Source organism: Clostridium sp. SM-530-WT-3G, assembly GCF_012843905.1.
GTDB lineage: Bacteria > Bacillota > Clostridia > Clostridiales > Clostridiaceae > Clostridium.
This window is the reverse complement of the sequence record NZ_JABAGC010000012.1, coordinates 1-23,249: the sequence shown is the minus strand read 5'-3', so window position 1 is coordinate 23,249 and position 23,249 is coordinate 1. Positions and strand designations below refer to the sequence as shown.

At 28.8% G+C, this 23,249-nt stretch carries 23 protein-coding genes; 22 read left to right on the top strand and 1 reads right to left on the bottom strand.

The genetic code is table 11. From position 1 onward, the window contains the following. The first annotated feature begins 13 nt into the window (after positions 1-13). The 22 genes from fliJ to HF850_RS06475 all read left to right on the top strand — a co-directional run bounded on the left by fliJ (position 14) and on the right by HF850_RS06475 (position 22,392). Entirely contained in the window at positions 14-451 is a 438-nt protein-coding gene (gene fliJ, locus HF850_RS06580; protein WP_169104673.1) for a flagellar export protein FliJ, read from the top strand. Between the two features lie 48 nt (positions 452-499). Next, positions 500-1,828 (top strand): flagellar hook-length control protein FliK, encoded by a 1,329-nt coding sequence (locus tag HF850_RS06575; RefSeq protein WP_169104672.1) that lies wholly within the window; start codon positions 500-502, stop codon positions 1,826-1,828. 12 nt (positions 1,829-1,840) lie between these two features. After that, the gene (locus HF850_RS06570) at positions 1,841-2,767 is read left to right on the top strand and encodes a flagellar hook capping FlgD N-terminal domain-containing protein (RefSeq protein WP_169104671.1); all 927 of its coding nucleotides are present in this window, start codon (positions 1,841-1,843) and stop codon (positions 2,765-2,767) included. Between the two features lie 64 nt (positions 2,768-2,831). Next, positions 2,832-3,887, top strand: a complete 1,056-nt coding sequence (locus tag HF850_RS06565; RefSeq protein ID WP_169104670.1) for a flagellar hook-basal body complex protein — start codon at positions 2,832-2,834, stop codon at positions 3,885-3,887. A 209-nt stretch (positions 3,888-4,096) separates the two neighbouring features. Next, the gene (locus HF850_RS06560; RefSeq protein WP_169104669.1) at positions 4,097-4,288 is read left to right on the top strand and encodes a flagellar FlbD family protein; all 192 of its coding nucleotides are present in this window, start codon (positions 4,097-4,099) and stop codon (positions 4,286-4,288) included. A 12-nt stretch (positions 4,289-4,300) separates the two neighbouring features. Next, positions 4,301-5,101 (top strand): MotA/TolQ/ExbB proton channel family protein, encoded by an 801-nt coding sequence (locus HF850_RS06555; RefSeq protein ID WP_169104668.1) that lies wholly within the window; start codon positions 4,301-4,303, stop codon positions 5,099-5,101. 3 nt (positions 5,102-5,104) lie between these two features. Beyond that, complete coding sequence (locus tag HF850_RS06550) at positions 5,105-5,836, top strand: flagellar motor protein MotB (RefSeq protein ID WP_169104667.1); 732 nt, start codon at positions 5,105-5,107, stop codon at positions 5,834-5,836. A 5-nt stretch (positions 5,837-5,841) separates the two neighbouring features. Next, positions 5,842-6,315: a flagellar basal body-associated FliL family protein gene (locus tag HF850_RS06545; protein ID WP_169104666.1), complete on the top strand. Its 474-nt coding sequence runs from the start codon at positions 5,842-5,844 to the stop codon at positions 6,313-6,315. 9 nt (positions 6,316-6,324) lie between these two features. Further along, positions 6,325-6,726 carry a flagellar biosynthetic protein FliO gene (locus tag HF850_RS06540; RefSeq protein WP_169104665.1) on the top strand — a complete coding sequence of 134 codons (402 nt, stop codon included), beginning with the start codon at positions 6,325-6,327 and terminating at the stop codon, positions 6,724-6,726. Further along, entirely contained in the window at positions 6,713-7,498 is a 786-nt protein-coding gene (fliP, locus tag HF850_RS06535; RefSeq protein WP_169104664.1) for a flagellar type III secretion system pore protein FliP, read from the top strand. The genes HF850_RS06540 and fliP overlap by 14 nt, the downstream gene beginning before the upstream one ends. A gap of 6 nt (positions 7,499-7,504) precedes the next feature. Further along, the gene (locus tag HF850_RS06530) at positions 7,505-7,774 is read left to right on the top strand and encodes a flagellar biosynthetic protein FliQ (RefSeq protein WP_169104663.1); all 270 of its coding nucleotides are present in this window, start codon (positions 7,505-7,507) and stop codon (positions 7,772-7,774) included. A 14-nt stretch (positions 7,775-7,788) separates the two neighbouring features. Next, the gene (locus HF850_RS06525; protein ID WP_169104662.1) at positions 7,789-9,633 is read left to right on the top strand and encodes a fused FliR family export protein/FlhB family type III secretion system protein; all 1,845 of its coding nucleotides are present in this window, start codon (positions 7,789-7,791) and stop codon (positions 9,631-9,633) included. Positions 9,634-9,789: 156 nt separating this feature from the next. After that, on the top strand, positions 9,790-11,853 hold the full coding sequence (gene flhA / locus HF850_RS06520) for a flagellar biosynthesis protein FlhA (protein WP_169104661.1): 2,064 nt from the start codon (positions 9,790-9,792) through the stop codon (positions 11,851-11,853). Beyond that, the gene (flhF, locus tag HF850_RS06515; protein WP_169104660.1) at positions 11,853-13,208 is read left to right on the top strand and encodes a flagellar biosynthesis protein FlhF; all 1,356 of its coding nucleotides are present in this window, start codon (positions 11,853-11,855) and stop codon (positions 13,206-13,208) included. The genes flhA and flhF overlap by 1 nt, the downstream gene beginning before the upstream one ends. After that, positions 13,202-14,068, top strand: coding sequence for a MinD/ParA family protein (locus HF850_RS06510; protein WP_169104659.1), 867 nt, complete (start codon positions 13,202-13,204; stop codon positions 14,066-14,068). Before flhF ends, HF850_RS06510 begins: the two co-directional genes overlap by 7 nt. 12 nt (positions 14,069-14,080) lie before the next feature. Beyond that, positions 14,081-14,731, top strand: a complete 651-nt coding sequence (locus tag HF850_RS06505; RefSeq protein WP_169104658.1) for a PilZ domain-containing protein — start codon at positions 14,081-14,083, stop codon at positions 14,729-14,731. A 90-nt stretch (positions 14,732-14,821) separates the two neighbouring features. After that, positions 14,822-15,550, top strand: coding sequence for a FliA/WhiG family RNA polymerase sigma factor (locus HF850_RS06500; protein ID WP_169104657.1), 729 nt, complete (start codon positions 14,822-14,824; stop codon positions 15,548-15,550). Positions 15,551-15,567: 17 nt separating this feature from the next. After that, positions 15,568-16,062 (top strand): hypothetical protein, encoded by a 495-nt coding sequence (locus HF850_RS06495; protein WP_169104656.1) that lies wholly within the window; start codon positions 15,568-15,570, stop codon positions 16,060-16,062. 200 nt (positions 16,063-16,262) lie between these two features. Then, positions 16,263-17,042 (top strand): flagellar hook-basal body complex protein, encoded by a 780-nt coding sequence (locus tag HF850_RS06490; RefSeq protein ID WP_169104655.1) that lies wholly within the window; start codon positions 16,263-16,265, stop codon positions 17,040-17,042. A gap of 54 nt (positions 17,043-17,096) precedes the next feature. Then, a complete protein-coding gene (locus tag HF850_RS06485; protein ID WP_169104654.1) occupies positions 17,097-17,864 on the top strand; it encodes a flagellar hook-basal body complex protein in 768 nt (255 codons plus the stop codon). A gap of 133 nt (positions 17,865-17,997) precedes the next feature. Then, the gene (locus HF850_RS06480) at positions 17,998-19,644 is read left to right on the top strand and encodes a putative manganese-dependent inorganic diphosphatase (RefSeq protein WP_169104653.1); all 1,647 of its coding nucleotides are present in this window, start codon (positions 17,998-18,000) and stop codon (positions 19,642-19,644) included. Between the two features lie 198 nt (positions 19,645-19,842). Then, positions 19,843-22,392: a calcium-translocating P-type ATPase, SERCA-type gene (locus tag HF850_RS06475; RefSeq protein WP_169104652.1), complete on the top strand. Its 2,550-nt coding sequence runs from the start codon at positions 19,843-19,845 to the stop codon at positions 22,390-22,392. A gap of 203 nt (positions 22,393-22,595) precedes the next feature. Here HF850_RS06475 and HF850_RS06470 read toward each other — a convergent pair whose 3' ends face one another. Further along, positions 22,596-23,018 carry a hypothetical protein gene (locus HF850_RS06470; protein WP_169104651.1) on the bottom strand — a complete coding sequence of 141 codons (423 nt, stop codon included), beginning with the start codon at positions 23,016-23,018 and terminating at the stop codon, positions 22,596-22,598. Positions 23,019-23,249: the final 231 nt, after the last annotated feature.

The following is a 23,249-nucleotide window of genomic DNA, read 5'->3' as shown; positions in this document are numbered from 1 at the left end:
ATGAGGTGAATAAATGGGTGAAGAATTTAAATTTAGTTTAGATAAGCTTTTAGATATAAGAAAAGAAAAAGAAGAAGAAAGTAAGCGTTTGTTTACTGAATGTCAGAGAGAAAAAAGAATAGTAGAAGATAAATTACAAAATTTAAAAGATAATTATAACAAATATAAAGGTATAAGTGGAAATGAAGATGTAATATATCAAAAATTAAAGAGATACTACGTATCTGGGTTACAAAAGGGGATTAAATCAGCTACAGATGAATTAAAAATCAAAAATCTTGAAGTTGATAAAAGAAGAAGAGAATTAATTACTAAACAAATTGAGAGAAAAACTGTTGAAGCTTTAAGAGAAAAAAAATATAACGCATTTATAAGAGAAAAAGAACGAATAGAGCAGATAACATTGGATGAACTTGCTTTATATTCGTATATAAGAAATGAAAACAGTTAAATATATTGAAAAATGTATAAATCTTAATTTTAATGGAGGTGCAAATATATGGTTAACAATACACAATTCTTTAATAGTTATGTAAATAATAGCAGTTTGATACAATTATCAAACGATTCTAAAAATCAAAATTCCCAAACAATATCTAATACTCTTAGTGATTATAACAATATAATTTCAGATAATAGTAAGCAAAAACTAAATAATATTAATAAAAAGAGATTTGATGAAGTATTGAATTTTAAAAAAGACTCAAAAGTAAGTGATAAAAGATCTATAGCTAATTCAAGTAAAAATTTTGAAAGTGATAAAGTTAAAGATAAAATAAATGATTCTAAAGAAGATATTAAGGAAACGGATGAAAAAGAAAATTCTGAGGATAAAAAAGTAAATGATATTTTAGATGAACTACTTAATGGATTAAATATTTTAATTAAATCAAATGAATTATCACAAATGGAAAAAGTGAAGGAAAATAATAAAATATTAGAAACACTAATTGAGAAACTTACCAATAATAATGATAAAAATAATTTGTTAAATCAATTGCTTAAAGTAGATTCAAATAATTTTTTTGATTCTGATATATTAAAACAATTAAAAAGTTTCCTTCAGCAATTAAGTGGAGACTCAAATAATGACAACAATATGAATAAAGGTATTAATAATATTATTTCAAAACTTGATGAAGTACTTCAGAACTCAGAAGAGCAGGGAAAAAATGTAGCACCTTCTCAAGAATTATTTAAACAAGATACATCTAATGAGAATAGTAACTCAGGAATGTTAGGAAACAATAATTCTAAGGAAAATAAATTTCTAAATTCATTAATTGAAGATAAAAATGATTCTATAGATAATAAAATTAATTTATTTGCTTCAAGAACTCAAAGTATACAAACTCAGAATACTGAAGCAAAGGGACTTACTATTAATAAATCTACATTTACTAGTGATCTGATCAAGGATGTTAAATATATGAACGTAAACAATATTAAGGAACTTACGGTGAAAGTAAATCCAGGAAATCTTGGTGAAATAACTATTAGGTTAGTACAAGAAGATGGATTTATGAAGGTCAATTTAAAAGCAAATTCAAAGGAAACTGCAGAACTATTATCACAAAATTTATCAGAGATAAAAAAGGAACTTGTAGATCAAAATATTAAAGTTTCTGAAGTAAATATTGATATTTATAATGAAGATTCTACTTTCTTTAAAGAACAAACCTTTGGAGGGCAATTGTCTCAAGAACAAAATAATAATGAACGTAAATCAAATAATAGTGGACATGCTAATGTTAGCATGGATGAAGATGATGAAATGCAGGAAGAAAATTTATCAATTCTAGATAATAATTTGGATTTCTTAGTTTAGGAGGTGAAAAATGTGGCAGTACAAACTACATTAACTAATAATTATACAAAAGCAGCTGATGCGAAGGCTGCTGCAAGGAGTTCTTATGAATCAGGGAAAATTGGAACTACTGATAGAGGAACGGCAATTGTAGAACAAAATAATGGATTGGGTAAGAATGCTTTTTTAAATTTGTTAGTAGCTCAGCTTAAGAATATGGATCCAACTCAAAATCAAGATTCTACTGCATATGTATCTCAAATGGCCCAATTTTCAAGTATTGAACAGATGAATAATCTTAATACTACAATGCAGGATTTTGCTTATGAACAGATGGTTGGTAAGGTTGCAATTTTAAGTGAGACTGATGCGGATGGATATAATAAATATGGGATAATATCACAAATAATAAAAAATGGTACAGTGACTACTGCAACAATATTAGACCCTAAAACAGGAACTTATAGTAATTATTCTATGAATAAGATAATTGGTACATCAGATTCGGGATATGGGTCAGCTAATTATGAAACTGCATTAAATTCAAATTTCTCAGCGGCATCTACACTTGCTAAAGATAATGCTACAGCTGTTTATGTTGAAGTAACAACTAAAAATCATAATGAAGTTATTAATGGACAGAATACAACTGTTACAACTACTACTAAAACAGCACATAAATGTATTATTGAAAAAGCTTATTTAGATAAACAAAATAGTGTGGTAAAAGTAACCATTAAATTAGAAGATGGAACTACTAAAACTGTAGATTATAGTACTATAGCTGTTGCAGGTAAAGATTTATCAGATGATGTTGTAAATGAGGCAATAAAAAATAATACAACAGAAGCATTAGTAACAAGAAATACTACTAAATTAAACAATAATAGTTCAAATTCGGATAATATAGATGAGTTAATTAATGATGAGAATAAATTTTTGGCTGGTTTGAGTATATAGTTTAGAAACAATATATTAATTGTATTTTGCAAAATAAAAATAATAAGATAGGGGATATGAGAAAATGTTAAGGTCAATGTATTCAGGAATAAGTGGAATGAAAGTTAATCAAACTAAATTAGATGTAATAGGTAATAATATAGCCAATGTGAGTACTACTGCATTTAAATCTTCAAATGCAAGGTTTTCAGATATGATTTATCAAAGTTCAAGTGCAGCAACATCGCCAACATCAACTAAAGGCGGTACTAATGCTAAACAAGTAGGGCTTGGAGCTCAACTTTCAAGTATAAATAAAGTAATGTCTCAAGGTAATGCGTTATCAACAGGTAGATCACTTGATGTATGTATTGATGGAGAGGGATATTTAATTGTAGGTTCAGGATTAGTTGATTACACAGATGCAAAGGGTGTTGAGCTTAATGATACTAATGGTATTGCAGATAGTGGTGGCATGTCAATAAATTATACAAGAGATGGTAATTTAGTATTAGATAAAGATGGAAATTTATTAACGGCTGATGGATATAGAGTAATGGGATATTTATTATCATCTACCCCTAAAGCTACAGCTGGAGGAAATGCTGCAGGAGATCCAACAGGTCCGTCTATAGATGATGATGGAAAGGTTCAATATGTAGATGCAGATGGAGATTTAAAGGCTAGTAGAGAGAAGTTATATCCATTACAAATACCTGATAGTGTTATTGTAAAGAATGCAGATGGAACAACTGAAGAAAAAAAAGTAGCATCATTTACAATTGGGAAAGATGGAGTAATAACAGCAATATTAGCAGATGGGAGTAGATCTGCATTAGGTCAAATTGCAACTGCAACATTTAAAAATCCAGAAGGATTAACATCAGTTGGAGGTAATTTACTTCAGGTTTCTACAAACTCAGGAAGTGAAACCATAAGATCAGCTGTAGGTACTGATGAGAATAAGGATAACAGTAATGCTTATGGAGATTTTATACAAGGATGTTTAGAAGCATCTAATGTAGATATTACAGAGCAATTTACAGATATGATTACGGCTACAAGAGCATTCCAGGCATCATCGAAGATGATAAGTAATGCTGATGAAATACTACAGACAATAACTGGGTTAATTAGATAATATTTTATGATGAGTTTGTGATTGATTAATAAGAAATTATAATATTTTAATGATATATATTTAATATGAATTATCTAATAACAGCTGCAGTATTTAATATTTATAATTAAAGTTAATGTGGCTGTTATATTTAATATATTACATATTAATGTACAAGGTATAATAGGGGATAGAAGGTTCATTATTAATATTAAGAATGGAGGGGGAGCATGATAGATTTAACAGCTATGAATAATATGAAATTTACCCTTAATGATGATCATATAGAAAAAATAGAATCTGTACCTGAGACTGTGATTACTTTGAGCAATGGTAAGAAATATCTAGTGCTTGAAAGTATTGAAGAAATTAAGAAGAAAATAATAAATTTCAAAAGAAAGATGTATAGAGATATTATGTAGGAGGAATTAATAATGAAAAAAACACAGGTATTGACTATTGTGGGATTTGCCCTGGGAATCGGAATGATGTTCTATGGAATGGGAATACCAACCTTAGGATTATTTTTAGATATACCATCTGTAGCCATTACTTTAGGTGGAGTTACAGCAGTTACAATGATAATAACTCCACCACACGTATTGAAGAATTTTGGTAAATTATTAGGCCAAGCTATAAAAGAAGATACTAGTTCTAAATTGTCAATTGTTACTCAATTTTCAGATTTGTCTACTAAGGCAAGAAAAGAAGGGTTATTATCATTAGAAGATACAATAAATAATTTAGAAGATCAATTTCTTAAAAAAGGACTTCAAATGGTTGTTGATGGTACTGAGCCTGAATCAATTAAAGAAATATTAGAATCAGATATAGCTGGAATGGAAACAAGGCATGCTGAAAATGCTAATATGTTTGCTATGATTGGAGTATATGGTCCAAGTATGGGTATGCTTGGGACGTTAATAGGGTTAATACAGATGCTTGCAAATTTATCGGATGCAACAACAATAGCTGTAGGTATGGGAAAAGCTCTTATAACTACATATTATGGATCACTTATTGCAAATTTATTTGGATCACCAATTTCACAAAATTTAATTGCTAAAAGTAAAGGAGAAGTTGCAATAAAAGAAATGATTGTTGAAGGGGTTTTAGCTATTCAAGCAGGATTGAATCCTAGAGTTGTGGAGCAAAAGCTTATATGTTACTTATCACCAGAAGAAAGAAGAACATTTAATGAAAATAATCCTAATGGAAGTGAAGGAGCTGCATAATATATGGCTAGGAAAAAGAAGGAAGAAGGCGGTGGCCCAACAGGGAGTGAATGGTTAGGTACATATTCTGATATGGTAACATTACTTATGACATTATTTGTTTTATTATATTCCATGTCTAGTGTTGATGAAGCAAAGGTACAAGCTATTTCACAAGCGTTTTCTGTATTAAGTGGAAAAGCAGCTGATAGCATTTTACAATATGACATGTATCAAGGAAGTCAACCTATAATTGGTGGAGAATCAAAAGTTGATAATGGCATTGACCAAGGTGAAAGTGCAGAAGCTGAGGCAATGTATCAAAATATAAAAAAATTTATAGAAGAAAATAATTTGGATAATGTAATAGATTTAGCAGAAAATGATACAGGTGTGGTATTACAATTAAAGGATAATATATTATTTGAATCAGGTCAGGCAGATTTAAAGGCAAATAGTAATGAAATATTAGATAAAATTAATACAATTATATCGAATATTCCAAATTCAATTGATATCGAAGGGCATACAGATAATGTTCCTATACATAATGATAAATATAGAGATAATTGGGATTTATCTTCAATGAGAGCTACAAATGTATTAAGATATTTTACAGAAGTAAAGAATCAAGATCCTAAAAGGTTCAGAGCAGCGGGATATGGAGAATACAAGCCAAAGGTAGATAATAGCACTGAGGAAAACAGAGCACAAAATAGAAGGGTAAATATTTTAATTGAGAATAATGAGGAGTGATAGTAATGGCTAAAAGTAAAGATAAAGAAGAAAAAGCGGAAAAAAGCGGTAAGGGATTGATGATAGTCTTATTTATTTTAGGACTTATAGTGTTAGGTGCTGCAAGTTTTGGAGGGGTATATTTGTTTATGAAGACTAATAAGAATGTATCTGCTCAGCCAGTAATAAAAGAACAAACATATGTTGATTTGGAAGAGTTTACCATAAATCTTGCTGATGAAGGTGGAAAAAGATATTTTAAAGGTGAAATTTCTTTAGGATATGATAAAGACGATAAAAAACTACCAGATGAACTTGCAAATAATTCTGTAGTTATTAGAGATGCAATTATATTTTACTTTAAAGGGCAAAAAGCAGAGTACATAAATGATATTAATAATAAAGAAAAAATAAAAGAAGAATTAATAGTTGCAATTAATAAAGAACTTCTAAAAGGAAAAATTAACGATATAAGATTTAAAAATATGATAGTACAATAAGGAAGAAAAATGAATTTTGAATTTTTTAAAATGATTATGCAATTAATTATTGCCTTGGCAATAACTCTTGGAATAATGTTTTTAAGCTACAAAATATTAGGAAATAAAGTTAATGGTATAAATAAAAATAAATATGTGAAAGTGCTGGAACGAACTCAGATTACAAAAGAAAATTCCATATTAGTTATTAAAACTGGAAAAAAGGGATATGTAGTAGCTAGTACAGCAGGGCATATAGAGAAGCTATCAGAATTATCTGAAGAAGAAATTAAAGAAATTGAAGAGAATAAAAGGTTATATAATGAGGAAGTTTTAGACGGATATAATAAATTAATTTCTTTTTCAAAAGATAACGCTTTGAAAGTATTTAAAAAAATAAAATCAAAGGAAGAAACCAATGAAGAAAAATAAAAGAAAAATAATAGTTACATTTTTAGTAACTTTCATAGTTATGATGTTCTGGTCTATAAGTGCATATGCTGCACCGACTACAACTGATATTCCACAACTAAATATTTCTTTTGGAAATGGTACGGATACTCCAAAGGATTATGTAAATAATATAAAGATACTTATATTTTTCACTATTTTAGCACTATTACCTTCGATAGTAATAATGGTAACAAGTTTTACAAGAATTATAGTAGTATTTTCTTTTCTTAAAACAGCAATTGGAGTTACTCAAGCAATACCAAATCAAATATTAACTGGACTAGCTATATTTTTAACATTATTTATAATGCAGCCTGTGTATTCTGAAATGAATACAAATGGAATTAAACCATATTTAGAGAATAAGATTACGCAGGAACAGGCTATAGATGAAATATCAAAGCCTTTAAAGGAGTTTATGGCTAAACAAACTAATCAAAATGATTTAGAGTTATTTGTGGAAATAAATAATGTAGATAAATCAACTCTTGGAGAAGCTAAGGATGTCCCATTTACTTCGTTAATACCAGCATTCGCCATAAGTGAATTAAATACAGCTTTTAAAATAGGTTTTTTAATTTATCTACCATTTTTAGTCATTGATATGGTAGTGTCAAGTGTGTTAATGTCTATGGGAATGATGATGTTACCACCAACAACAGTATCACTTCCGTTTAAACTTATTTTGTTTGTTATGGTTAATGGATGGCATATATTAGTTGAATCATTAATAAAAAGTTTTATGAGGTGATATAGGATGAGCCAGATAATGCTAAATAGTGTAGTAAAAGATACAATAATTACAGCAATGAAGATAGGAGCTCCTATATTGATTGTAGTACTTATATTAGGGTTAGTTATAAGTATAATTCAAGCAGCAACACAGATTCAAGAACAGACTCTTACATTCATTCCTAAATTGATTGCTGCTGCAGTAGTTGGATTATTACTTGGAAATTGGATGCTTGAAATGCTTATATCATATACAAATAGAATATTTGATATTATTTCAAGAATTACAACGTAAGGAGGTAGGATAAAGTGGTAGACGTAGCCTACTTTCTTGCCTTATTCTTAATATTTTTAAGAATAACATCATATTTATTTGCAACACAGATATTTTTCCCTAGTGGAACCCCAGGAATATTTAAAGGTGCATTTTCACTTATAGTGTCTTACGGTATAGTTTCAAGTGTTGACTATAATAATTTATTAAGTATTGATAATAATTATATGCTTGTTTTTTATGCAGTAAGTGAAGTAATGACAGGGTTAATTTTGGGATATATAACTAATTTGATTTTTCAAGTAGCAAAATTTGCAGGGGGATGGATGGATTTACATGCTGGTTTTTCAATGGTAAGTGTTTTTGACCCAGCTACAAATATGTCTTCTACTCTGCTTGGAAATTTATCATATTTTATAGGGATTGTTTTTTTCTTTATAATAGGTGGACAAAGATTAGTTATTAAATTAATAGTTGAAAGTATAGAAATTGTTCCTTTAGGTAGAACAATAGTATATCAAGAAACAACTATGGATGTAATAAATACTATAATACAGTATTTTATGTTAGGAGTAAAAATAGCTATTCCAGTAGTTATAATAATAGTAATTACAGATATTTGCCTAGGGTTAATTTCAAGAACAATACCTACAATTCCTGTGATGATTTTAGGAATGCCAATAAAAAATGTTTTAGCTTTTGTAACATATTTAATTATATTACCTATAATGATTAATTTAATAGGTACGGCTATATATAATCTGCAGGGTATAATGGAAAAGCTAGTCAAACTTATACCTTTAGCACCAATGGTATTTATCTTTGCTAGTGATGATAAAACAGAGGAGGCTACTCCAAAGAAGAAATCTGACGCTAGAAAAAAAGGACAAATTGCAAGAAGTAAAGAAGTTAGTGTTGCAGTAACAATGATTGTATGCACTCTTGCATTATCGATTTTTTGGGATATGATAATAAATAATTTTAGAGAAGTTATAATTTATTTTTTACAGCTTCCTAGGATAAATAATTTTGATAAATTATCATTATTTAGTATAATGATAACAGTTGTATTAAAAATTGCAATAGCATTATTACCAATAGCATTACCTATAATGATTGGTGGAATTGTAGCAAGTTTACTTCAGACTGGATTTATAATAACTGGTGAACCTTTAAAACCTTCTTTTGGTAAATTAAATCCTTTATCAGGTTTTAAAAACATGATATCTAAAAGGAAATTAATTGACTTGTGTAAAAATCTTATAGTAATAATCATTGTTACGATAATTGCATACAAATATATCTATTCAAATTATGAAAATATAGCATCTATGTCAAATCTATATTTGCCTACTGTAGGAGTAGAAATTAAAGATCTAGTATTAGGGATATTTAAAAAGATATGTCTAGTACTTGTAATAATAGCAGCTATAGATTATTTTATGCAAGTAAGAATGCACGATAAAGAATTAAAAATGACAAAGCAAGAAGTAAAAGAAGAATATAAACAACAAGAAGGGGATCCAAATATTAAAGGAAAAATAAAGCAAAAGCAAAGAGAAATGAGTAGGCAGAGAATGATGCAGTCAGTTGCAGATGCTACTGTTGTTATAACAAATCCGACTCACTTAGCTATTGCATTGAAATATGAAGAAGGAAAAGATATGGAAGCTCCTAAAGTAGTGGCAAAAGGTGCTGATTACCTTGCTTTAAAAATAAAAAGTTTAGCAAAAGATAAGGATGTTCCTATAGTGGAAAACAAACCACTAGCGAGAATGATGTATGATATGGTAGAAGTAGATCAGGAAATACCTCATGAACTATACCAGGGAGTAGCTGAAATACTTGCAGTAGTAATGAAATTAAAAGAGAATAAATAATGCTTTACTACTTTATATGAAATAAATAATCTTAATATTGGGGATATATGGTACAATAAGGGATAACTAAATTAAATAAATATTTATTTAAACATATGAAGAAAACATATTGATTTAATATCAAATGTTAAATTTGTTAAAAGGGTGTGTGAATTTATGTTCAGAGACAAGGGCTTTAGTTTAAAAGCTAATTTAGATGTTATAATAGCTTTTGGAGTTATAGGAATAGTTCTTATGATTATTATTCCTTTACCTAAGTTTATGCTTGATTTGCTTTTAGCCTTAAATATAACTATATCTATAGTTATAATTCTTATTACTATGTTTACAACTAATGTATTACAATTATCAGTATTTCCTACATTACTGCTTGTAACTACATTGTTTAGATTGGGATTAAATATATCATCTACAAGATTAATACTTACTGAAGCTGATGCGGGTACTATAGTTTCTGCTTTCGGTAATTTTGTTATACGTGGAAATTATGTGGTTGGTATTATTATATTTCTTATCATAGTAATCATTCAGTTTATGGTTATTACAAATGGTGCAGGAAGAGTATCTGAAGTATCTGCAAGATTTACTCTTGATGCTATGCCAGGTAAGCAAATGAGTATAGATGCAGATTTAAACTCTGGTATGATTGATGAAGCTACAGCAAGAAAAAGAAGACAAGACCTTCAGGCAGAAGCAGATTTTTATGGAGCAATGGATGGTGCATCTAAGTTTGTAAAGGGTGATGCTATAGCAGGAATAATTGTAACAATTATTAATATAATAGGTGGAATAATAATTGGTATATTATTTAATGGAATGAATGCAGGAGAAGCTGCTGAAACATATACAAGACTTACAGTTGGTGATGGGCTTGTAAGCCAAGTTCCAGCACTTTTAATATCTACAGCATCAGGTATACTTGTAACTCGTTCAGGGAACGCTGAAAATTTTGGAGAAACTTTATCAAAGCAATTAACAGCATTCCCGGTTGCTACAGGTGTAGCAAGTGCTATCATGTTATTCCTAGGGATAATACCTAATATGCCTAAAATACCATTTTTTATTGCATCTATAGCAATGGGAACATTAACTTATCTTTTATATAAAGATGAAGCTTCTAAGAATGTTGAAGAAGTTATTTCAGAAGAAGAACAAATAATAGAGCAGGAAAGAAAAGAACCTGAAAATGTTATGAATCTTATTTCTGTTGAGGCTATGGAAGTAGAAATAGGATATGGTCTTATACCTTTAGCTGATGAAAGTAGTGGGGGAGATCTTCTTCAAAGAATTGCATCAGTAAGAAGACAATGTGCAATTGAAATGGGAATTGTAGTACAACCTATAAGAATTAGAGATAATCTTCAGCTTAAAACTAATGAATATGTTATAAAAATAAGAGGGACAAAAGTTGTATCCTCTGAGCTTATGCCAAGTATGCTATTATGTATGGATCCAACAGGAGAAAACTCAGATATGCCTGGAATTAAGACAATAGAACCTACTTTTGGACTTCCAGCAGTATGGATAAATAAGGATCAGAGAGAAGATGCTGAAATTAAAGGATTTACAGTTGTAGATCCAACAACAGTTATGGTAACTCACTTGACTGAGACAATTAAGCTTCACTCTTATGAACTACTTGGAAGACAGGAAGTTAAGCTTATTGTTGATAATGCTAAAGAAAAGTATAGTGCAGTTGTTGAAGAACTTATTCCAGATTTACTTACTATAGGTGAATTACAAAAAGTATTACAAAATTTATTAAGAGAAAAAGTTCCAATAAAAGATATTGTGACAATAATGGAGTCTTTAGCTGATAATTCAAGAAATACTAGAGATTTAGAACTACTTACTGAGTATGTTAGGTTTGCACTATCAAGAACTATATGCAACCAAGTAGTTGATGAAAATAAAACAATTACTGTAGTTACACTTGATCCTCAGATAGAAGAAATTGTTGGCGCTAATGTACAGAAGTCGCCTCATGGATCATTCCCAACTGTTGATCCTGATACAACAACTAAAATACTTAGTGGAATTAAAGACACTGTAGAAAGTGTATATTTTTATAATAACCAACCAATTATATTGGTTTCACCAAATATTAGACCAGTATTTAGAAAGTTAATAGAAATGGTATTTCCACAAATCATGGTTATTTCATTAAATGAAGTACCAAATGATGTTCAAATAAATAGTGAAGGAGTTGTAACAATATAATGGTCATAAAAAGGTATATTGTAAAAAGTGTAAATGAAGCAATGACGAGAATCAAGTATGAGTTAGGTAAAGATGCCATAATTATAAGTCAAAGAAAAGTAAGAAAACCTGGTATTAAAGGTTTATTTTCTGGGAAATTAATTGAAGTTACAGCCGCAGTAGAAAGTACTGAAGGTAAGTCTAAAGTAGATGATAATAAAATTTCTAAGAAAAATACTATTAATAATGAGGAAGAATTTAAAAAATCCCTAGAAAGCATAAAAAGACTTATGGAAACTGGAATTACTGCAACTAAAGAAAATAAAATTTCAAATTTAGATAGTATGATAACAGAACATAATAATAATGCTTTAAAAGAAAGAAATAATAATACTCAGATATCTAATGGTATTATTAATGAAATAAATCATAATAATATATCTAATAATAGTAACGTACATAATAATGATTTGAGTATTGAATCGGTTCATAATGAAGTAGTTGAACTAAAAAATCTTCTTAATAAAGTTATGGAAGATAAATCAAATTCAATAGAGGAAGTAAATAAAAATAAGCATATTCAAAGTGATTTTTCACATGAGGTTAATAAAAGTGAAATAGAAAGTGAATTGAAAAAAACTTTAGATGAACTTGATATAGACGAAGAATTTTTTGAAGATATAATTAAGGTTACAAATGAATATAAAGATCAACAACTGGAAATTAAAGAGATTTTACGAGATATTTTTGAAAGAGAACTATTAGTTACAACAGGAAATTTTAAAGGTAAAGTAGCATTGGTAGGGCCTACGGGAGTTGGTAAAACAACTACTATAGCAAAGCTTGCAGGAAGACTTGCATTAGTTGATAAGAAAAAAGTAGGGTTAATAACTATAGATACATATAGAATTGGAGCAATAGAACAGTTAAAAACTTATGCTGAAATAATGAATATACCATTTAAAGTTGTTATTACTATTAAAGAAATGGAAGAAGCAATTAAATGTATGTCGGATTGTGATGTTATATTAATTGATACAACTGGTAGAAGTAGTAAAAATACAATGCAGATTTCAGAGTTGAGAGCATTTATAGAAAAGGCAGAACCAGATTATGTTAATATGGTGATAAGTGCCACAACTAAGAATAGAGATATAAAAAATATATTAAATGGATATTCAGGTTTGGGATACGATAATGTTATTATAACTAAATTAGATGAGACCACAGTGTATGGGTCTATATATAATATAGCTAAAAGAGCTAATAAGCCTATCAGTTTTGTTACTGTAGGACAAAATGTACCAGAGGATATTAAAATTCCTGAAAAAGAAGAGTTAGCTAGATTTATACTAGGGGAGGAAACTTTATGCTAGATCAAGCAGCTTCATTGAGAAAATTAGTTGACAAAGATGATAATAGTGTAAGCGTTAATCAAAAAAGAAGTAAAATAATAACAGTTACATCAGGAAAAGGTGGAGTTGGTAAAAGTAATTTTGTTGTGAATTTAGGTGTTTTACTTCAGAGTAAAGGAAAAAAAGTTTTGATTTTTGATGCGGATTTGGGAATGGGTAACGATGATGTGTTAATGGGATTATATCCAAAAAATAATATATTTGATATTATATTTACTGATTTGACAATAAAGGATATAATTATACAAGGAAGTAATGGTGTAAGTTTAATTCCAGCGGGAACTGGACTTAATAAGATAGAAGAACTTACAGATGAAGAAAGAAGTACTTTCTTGGAAAAACTTGAACAGCTAGATGAATTTGACTATATATTAATGGATACAGGTGCAGGGGTAAATAAGGATATTCTTTCATTTATATCAGCTTCTGAAGAGTTGATAATAATTACTACACCTGAACCTACATCTCTTACAGATGCATATAGTTTAATTAAAGCAACTGATTATTTTAAACTTAAAGATAAAGCAAAAGTAATAGTTAATAAAGCTTTTACGCCGGAAGAAGGTATAGAGACATTTAACAAATTTAATAAAGCAGTTAGTAAATTCTTAAAGATTAAAATAGAATATTTAGGTTGTATAGCAGATGATAAAAAATTAGTACAAAGCGTAAGACAACAAAAACCATTCGTGCTATTATATCCTAATTGTGAAGCATCAAGGTGTGTTGAGAGCATTGCAATGAGATTAATGGGAGAAGAAATATCTTCCACAGGTGGAGCAAAGGGATTGTTCAAAAGATTATTTAATTTATTTTCATAGGAGGAAACTTTGGTGAACAGTTTTGAGTTAGAAGTTAATGAGAGAGTTGAAATTATTGTGGGGGACAAGGCATATAAAAGTCTAATTATAGATGTTAATGAAGAAAATGATAATATTAAGATTGCTGTACCAATTTATGAGGGTGAATATTTATTAAAAGAGCTAGGAGAAGAATTAGATATTAATATATATTCTAAAACAGGAAGATGTTACAGTTTTAATAGTGAAACTATAAGAAAAGCTTTGGAAGATTCAATACCATGCTATGAATTATCTTCTCCATATAATATAAAAAGAATTCAAAGAAGAAATTATTTTAGAGTAGATATTCTAAATGATACAAAATATAAGAATATAACTAATATTAGTGATGAAAAGCAAATAGATGGGATACCTTTTAATAATGCTTTAATGGTTGATTTGAGTGGTGGTGGAATGAGATTAATTGTTAAAGAAGAAGTAAAGGTAAACGATATTTTATTGATTAGAATAGAAGTTAAAAATTTAGAAATGCTTTTAAAGGGTCAAATAGTAAGAGTAGAAATAGATAAAGATTTAAATAAAGTATGTGGTATTAAGTTTTTAGATATTACAGAAATGCAAGTAGATAAAATTATTGAAGAATTATTTGAAATTATGAGAAAACAAAAAATGTTGTTATAGATTGTATTTAATTTTCTATATTTAAAAATGCACTTAGAAGAACACAAGAAAAAACTATGATATAAAATTGAGAGATGGGAGAATACAAAAGTGAATACAGTGAGAGAGATTGATAGCAGGAATCAAATAATTGAGGAGTATATTCCATTAGTGAAATATATTGCTTCTAGAGTTATGTTTGGGAAAAATAAGTATATGGAATATGAAGATTTGGTAAGTTATGGGATGATTGGTCTTATGGATGCTTTAAACAAATATGATGAAACAAAGGGTATGAAATTTTCATCATATGCCTCAATAAGAATAAAAGGTGCAATGATAGATGAACTTAGGAAAAATAGACCTATTTCTAAAGGTGCCATGGATAAACTAAATAGATATAATAAGGCAATAGAGGAATTGCACATGAAGCTACTTAGAGAACCTAATAATAATGAAATTGCTGAGTATTTAAAAATAACAACTAGTGAAGTAGCTGAGATTGAAAATTATATAAATTATATTTCAATGGTGTCATTAGAAAATGTTATTTTTTCAGAAGATGAAGATATAAACTTAATGGGAATAATAGAAGATAAAAATAGCCCAAGCCCTGATTCATATCTTGAAGATAAAGAAAGATTAGAAATATTAACAGAAGCTATAGAATTATTAAAGGAAAAAGATAGAATAGTATTAAACTTATATTATTATGAAGGGTTAACTTTGAAAGAAATAGGAAAAATACTTAATGTATCAGAGTCTAGAGTATGTCAATTACATAGTAGAAGTATAAGAAATTTAAGAGAGTGTATGAAAAAATTACATTATGTTGATTAATAGAACAGAGGTGTATTATGCCATTTATTTTAATAGTTATTGGATTAGTGCTAATAATTTTTAATTATAAGGCTGTAAAGAGAGGAGGCAATTCTTTTGAAATACAAGATAGAGATGATTCATTTGATAAAGTTCTAAATAATAGTAAAAATGAAATGACAGATTATCAATTAGAACTTGGATTATTAAGAAAAAATTTAGGAGAAAGTCTTACTGAACTTCAACAAGAAATTTTAGAAATTAAAACAAGATTAAGAATTATTGAAAATAATAATATTGGTATTGCTGAAGATAACAAGTTAAAATTTAATATGATAAAAGATTATGATAACATAAACGAAGATATAATTCCTAAAATTAATGTATTAAATGATGATAGTATTGAAACTAGTATTAAGGCTGAAAAAATTATTGAATTTTTAAAAATGGGTTTAACAGAAGAAGAGATATGCCACGAGCTATCTATAAGTAAGGGGGAAGTATTATTAGTAAAAGAATTATTCAAAAAATAAAAAATACATATACCTTATTAAAAGATAGGAAAATATTATTTGGTATAGGAATCGGTCTTATTTTGGGTGTCATTCTTATGATTGGTTATAAAAGTACAATAGGATTATCTGATAGTCAAATTGAACAAAGAGCACGTGATCTAGGGATGATTTATAAGAGTGAGCAAAAATCTATGTTTAATGGTGAAGGAGAATAATAAATGATAAGAGGATTCTATAATTCAGTGTCAGGGTTGATAACGTTACAAAACGAACAGCAAACTATTACAAATAATATTGCAAATATAAATAATAATGGATACAAAAAAAGATTATTAGTAAAACAAAGTTTTGATGATGTTATGATTTCTAATAGACAGAAACTTGTAGGAGATAAATATGTTAGAAATAATATAGGAACTATGAATTTAGGAGTGAAAACATCAGATGTAGAAACTATTTTTACTCAAGGTTCTTTTAAATCTACTAATAATATCACTGATTTCGGAATTGATGGAAGGGGATTTTTTGTAGCTCAGAATGCAAACGGACAAGAAGTATATACTAGAGATGGTAATTTTAAAATAAATCAGCAGGGTTATCTTATAACCAATGATGGATGTACTGTACTTGGACAAAATAATATTACAGGTGAGAAAGAACCTATTTATGTAGGAAATATGAATTTCAGTATAGATGCTGATAACAATATAAATATTGATGGAATGGGTGTAACTCAAAAGTTAATGACTGTAGATTTTAATGACGATGATTACAAAACTTTATCACCAATTGGTGATAATTATATTACTACAGCTAATCCTATTTATGATGCAAGAGTAAATATAATTCAAGGAGTACTTGAATCGTCTTCTGTAGATGCAACTGAAGAAATGACAAAGCTTATGGAAGTAAAAAGACAATTTGAAACAAATCAAAAATTTATAAAGATTCAGGATGAAATAGTACAAAAGGCAGCTACTGAAATAGGAAGAGTTTAGTAATTGTGAACTTTATTGTACAAGACTTATGGGAAATTTGGAGTGTGAGGATTTATGTTTAATATTTTTGCAACTGGAAAAAGTGGAATGGCAGCATATCAGCAGAAAATAGATTATTTAGCTAATGATATGGCCAATGTTGCAACTACAGGATATAAGAGTACTGATGTTGGATTTAAGGATTTATTAACAGAATCATTAGATAAAAAAGGAACTCCACTTGCTAATAAAGATGCTATAAATGGAACAGGTGTAAGATTAGGTACTAATTATGCAAATAATAAACAAGGAAATTTATTAACTACAGGATTAAAAACAGATCTTGCTATTGATGGTAAAGGGTATTTTGCCCTTATGGAACCAGATGGTACTATATCGTATACAAGAGATGGAAATTTTAAGATTGATGTTGATGGTAGATTAGTTACTGCTCATGGTACAAAAGTGTATATAGAATATACAAATGGTTATTCAGAAGGAAATCCTGCACTTGAGAGTGAAAATATTTCTATAGATGAAAGAGGCTCAATTTATATGGAGCTTGAAGGAAATACAGTTGAAATAGGAAAAATACCTGTGTTTACTGCTATTGGTGACAAGGGATTTATACCAAAGGGAAATAATACATTTATTGCAAGTGAGGATGCACAGGTTGAACTTAGTAATGACTTTGATATAAGACAAGGATTTTTAGAAGGATCAAATGTAGATACAGTAGAAGTGTTTTCAGATCTTATGTTGGCCTCTAAAGCGTTTCAGCTTAATTCTAAAGCTATAATAGCTGCAGATGATATGTGGTCTATGATTAATAATATGAGATAAAAAATTTGAAAAAATAATAGATTAGAGTTAAAGAAAAAAGTGGGTTTACCACTTTTTTTTACTCTTTACAACAAAGATTAATACAAGTACAATAATTAATGTATATATTATGTAAATTTAAGGAGGAAGTATTTTGGAAAATGTAGTTTATGTAACTGGTCATAAAAATCCAGATTCAGATTCAATATGCGCTGCATATAGTTATGCAGAATTTAAAAATAAGACTAGTAATCTTCCAGCAGTACCAGTAAGACTTGGTGCAGTAAATCGTGAAACACAATTTATTTTAGATTATTTTGGAGTTGAAGCACCAAGATTTTTAGAAACAGTAAAATTAAAAGTTGAAGATTTAGATATAGATACAATAGAACCTATTAAAGCAGGTCTTTCATTAAAGAATGCATGGAACATAATGAGAGATAATCATCTTAAATCTTTACCAGTAGTTGATGAAAGTGGTAGATTAATAGGAATGCTTTCAATTTCTAATTTAACATCATCATATATGGATATTGGTGATAATGATATATTAGGAAAAAGTAAAACACCTATTGGAAATATAGTAGACACTCTTAATGCAACAGCTTTATACGTAAATGAAGACTGTAAAACATTTGATGGTAAGATAGCAGTAACAGCTATGCTTCCAGAAAGTTTAAGAGAAATAGTTCAAGAAGGAGATATTGCTATTGTTGGTGATAGACCAGATGTACAAGAAGAATTAATAGACATCAAAACTTCATTAATAATAATAACTGGTTCTCATGCTCCAACTAATGAAATTCTTGAAGCAGCTAAAAAAGCAGGAGTTACAATTATAAGTACTCCTTATGATTCATTTACAGCTTCAAGATTATTACTTCAAAGTATACCAGTTGGATATGTAATGGCAACTAAAGAATTAATTTCATTCTCTCAAGATGAATTAGTTGAAGACATTAAAGATGTTATGGCAGAAACAAGATATCATAGCTATCCTGTAACTGATAACGAAGGAAAAGTTATTGGAACAGTTTCAAGATATCATTTGATTTCTAAGCATAAGAAGAAAGTTATTCAAGTTGACCATAATGAAAGAGGTCAATCAGTTAATGGAATAGAAGAAGCAGAAATTCTTGAAATTATAGATCACCATAGAGTTGCAGATATTCAAACAAGTAATCCTATATTCTTTAGAAATGAACCAATAGGAAGTAGCTCAAGTATAGTAGCTAAATGTTATTTTGAAAAAGGACTTACTCCATCTAAAGAAGTAGCAGGACTTTTATGTGGAGCTATAATTTCAGATACATTATTATTTAAGAGCCCTACTTGTACAGAACAAGATAAGGAAATCTGCCTTAAATTAGCTGAAATAGCTGGAATTAAGAGCGTAGAAGAATTTGCCAAAGAAATGTTTAAAGCAGGTACATCATTAAAGGGTAAAACTGTTGGAGAAATATTCAATCAAGACTTTAAGCCTTTCACAATGGGAGAAACTAAAGTTGGTGTTGCACAAGTTAACACTATGGATATTGATGGATTTATGCCTCTTAAGGATGAAATGTTAGATTTCATGGAAAGTGAAGCAAAATCTAAGGGTTATGATGTAGTTATGTTATTATTAACTGATATCTTAACTGAAGGTTCACAAATATTAGTTGCTGGTGAAAGACCAGATTATGTTGAAAAGACATTTAATGTTGAATTAAAAGATTCAATGGCATTCTTACCAGGTATATTATCAAGAAAGAAACAAGTAATACCACCATTAACAGCTGTTGTTAATTCAATGAAATAGTTTGTTCAGTTTATGCCCCTTGTGGGTACTCTGTGAGAAGTTGATAATTGAAAGTTGAGAGTTTAAGGATAAAAATTAAAATATTTTCAATTATATATTTAATAAAAAACGCAGTTTAGGCTGCGTTTTTTTGTTAGCATTTTTTTGAGTTTCCTAAATATATATAATGTATAGAGTTCTATATAGGGAGGAAAAAATGTGATACAGGAAAAGGAATTAATCAGTGGCCTTACTACAAAAGAAGCTGAAAAACGGATTGAAAAGTTTGGGCTTAATGAATTAGAGCATCATAGCAAGGCATCACCTTTTAAAATATTTTTGTCACAATTTAATGACTTTATAGTATGGGTTCTTATTGCTGCCACTATAATATCTGGAATAATAGGTGATAAGGCAGATGCAATAACAATATTAATTATAGTTGTAATAAATGCATTTTTAGGGTTTATTCAAGAGTTTAGAACAGAAAAATCTCTTGAAGCATTGAAGGAACTTGCAGCACCTACATGTAAGGTATTGCGTGATTCTAGTATACAAATTATTAATTCTATTTATTTAACAATAGGTGATATTGTAATTTTAGAGGCTGGAGATAGAATACCTGCAGATGGCTTTTTTGTTGAAAGCTCAGGTGTTGTTGTTGATGAATCTCTGCTTACAGGAGAATCTGTAGGAGTTAATAAGGATGCACTTAAAAAAAATAGTAATAGTGGATTTATGGGAACAACTGTTGTTAAAGGTAAGGGCTTATTTAAAGTAAGTACAATCGGAATGAAAACTGAAATGGGGAAGATTGCAAATTTAATTCAGAATATTGAAGAAGAGAAATCTCCATTAAATAAAAAGCTTGATTCGTTAGGGAAAGTCTTAGTTGCAGTATGTTTGGTTATATGCGCTCTTGTTACAATAATGGGAATAGTAAGAGGAAATGATATAACTGAAATGTTCTTATTGGGAGTAAGTTTAGCGGTTGCAGCAATTCCAGAAGGTTTAGCTGCAATAGTTACTGTAGCATTAGCTTTGGGAGTATCTCGTATGCTTAAGAGAAATGCATTGGTAAGAAAACTTCCAGCAGTCGAAACATTAGGTTGTACATCAGTAATATGTTCAGATAAAACAGGGACTTTAACTCAAAATAAAATGACAGTTAAAGAAGCTTATATAAATGGGAAGATTTATGATTTGGAAAAAGAAAAAATAAAAGATTGCTCAATGTTTATGAAAGCTTTGGTATATTGTAATGATTGTAATTATGATTTTAATAAGAAAAAAATGAGTGATGCACTTCATGGAGATCCTACAGAAACTGCTCTTATAAATATGTTTTTTAATGATGTAAAGGAATTAGAAACTTTTATAGGAAAAGCTAATAGAATATATGATATACCTTTTGACTCAACAAGAAAGATGATGTCGGTTATAGTTAAGGAAAATGGGAAGGACACTTGCTATGTAAAAGGCGCTCCCGAGAGAGTAATTGATAAATGTGATTTTATATTAGAGAATAATAAAATTAAACCATTCACATATCAGAAGAAAAAGCAAGCAGCACAATTTATTTTAGCAATGTCATCTAGGGCATTAAGATGTATAGCAGCTGCATATAAAGAGGAACATCTTGTTAAAAGTGAAAAACTTGAAACAAATTTGATTTTCTTAGGGGTTGCTGGAAGTATAGATCCACCTAGAACAGAAGCAAGAGACTCTGTTCTCAAATGTAAGCTTGCAGGAATAAAGCCTGTTATGATTACTGGAGATCATCAAAATACTGCTCTTGCTATTGCAAAATCATTGAATATATGCAGTAGTGAAGATCAAGTTATGACTGGAGCTGAAATAGAAAAAGCCACTGATTCCGATTTAGAAGAGAAGATTAAAAAAACAAGAGTATTTGCACGTGTTTCACCTAGTCATAAATTAAGAATTGTTAAAGCATTTAAAAAGCAAGGGAATATTGTTGCTATGACTGGAGATGGTGTAAATGATGCACCAGCAATTAAAGAAGCTGATATAGGTGTTGCTATGGGTATTTCAGGAACTGATGTTACAAAGGAAGCATCTTCCATGATTCTTATGGATGATAATTTTTCAACTATAGTAGCAGCAGTCGAAGAGGGAAGAATTATTTATGACAATATAAGAAAATTTATAAGATATCTTTTATCATGTAATTTAGGTGAAGTTCTTACTATGTTTTTAGCAACTATTTTTTCTTTGCCTAATCCATTGAGTCCTATTCAAATATTACTTGTAAATTTAGCTACAGATGGCTTACCAGCAATTGCTCTTGGGATAGATCCAGCTGAAGATGATATAATGAGACAACCCCCTAGAGAAAAGGATGAAAGTATATTTGCCAGAGGATTAGTTGAGAAGATATTAGTTAGGGGATCATTAATTGGATTATGCACATTATTATCATTTATGGCAGGGAGATATTATGGAATGAATCTTGATACATGTAGGACTTTAGCATTATGTACACTTGTTATGTCACAACTTATTCATGTATTTGAATGCCGATCAGAAAGACATTCTTTATTTGAAATAAAACTATTTACTAATCCGTGGCTTATAGGAGCTGTATCTGTATCTATAGTTTTAATATGTTCAGTATTGTATGTACCATTTTTACAAACTATATTCCATACTGTTGCTTTATCTTTAAAACAATGGCTTATAGTAATATTTTTCTCTGGAATAATTGCATTTATTAACAGTGTTTATTTATTAATTAAATCAAAATAGGATACTTAATATGTAGATATTGAATAAAATTACGCATAAACTAGTGATTGATAATTTTTTGATTATTGATTGCTAGTTTTTATTTATATGTTTAGTGAAATATTAAAGAGGAGTATCTACAATAATATAATTATAGATAAGAAAAAATAAAAAAGACAATAGACATTGATATATAATAATCAATTGTCAATTGTCAATTAATGTTATCTTCTCATCATCATGTTATTAGCTTGTTGACGAGATTTTTTTATTTGACTGTGGTCAATTGGAACTAAGTCTTTCTTAGTTGTTAAGTTAAGAAGATTCATAATTTGAACTTCTTGAGAATTTTCCTTTTTGTTATCTTTGTCACCAGTTACCCCCATAACAATAACTTTGTGACCTTGCTTAACAGTTATAAATTCAGGTTTTTTAAACCATCTATTTTTCTTAAACCAGCATTTAACGACTTTTCTACCCACTTCTGGTTTTACTATCATTTCTATAATAATTCTGTGGAAGATAAAATAATTTTTTTCAACTAATTTATATGATAAAACAGTACCAGAAACACTTGTCATTCTGTCACCATATTTTTGTAAATAAGCATCTTGAAAATAACTATTCATCTTATCTCTAAAACCCATATATAATTACTCCTTTGCAAAATAGTTATAAATAATACTAATATTATACCATAGCTTTATAAGGATTGGAAATTTAACTTTAAAAGTTTACATTATTAATTTTTGCCATATGTTTGTCATATTTATATAATATCATTTACAGTATAAGAGAAATCAGCTCTAAAGAGTAAAAATATTTCGAGCAAATAAATTCCGAAAATGTAATAATTATAGTAAAATTATATAGAGATA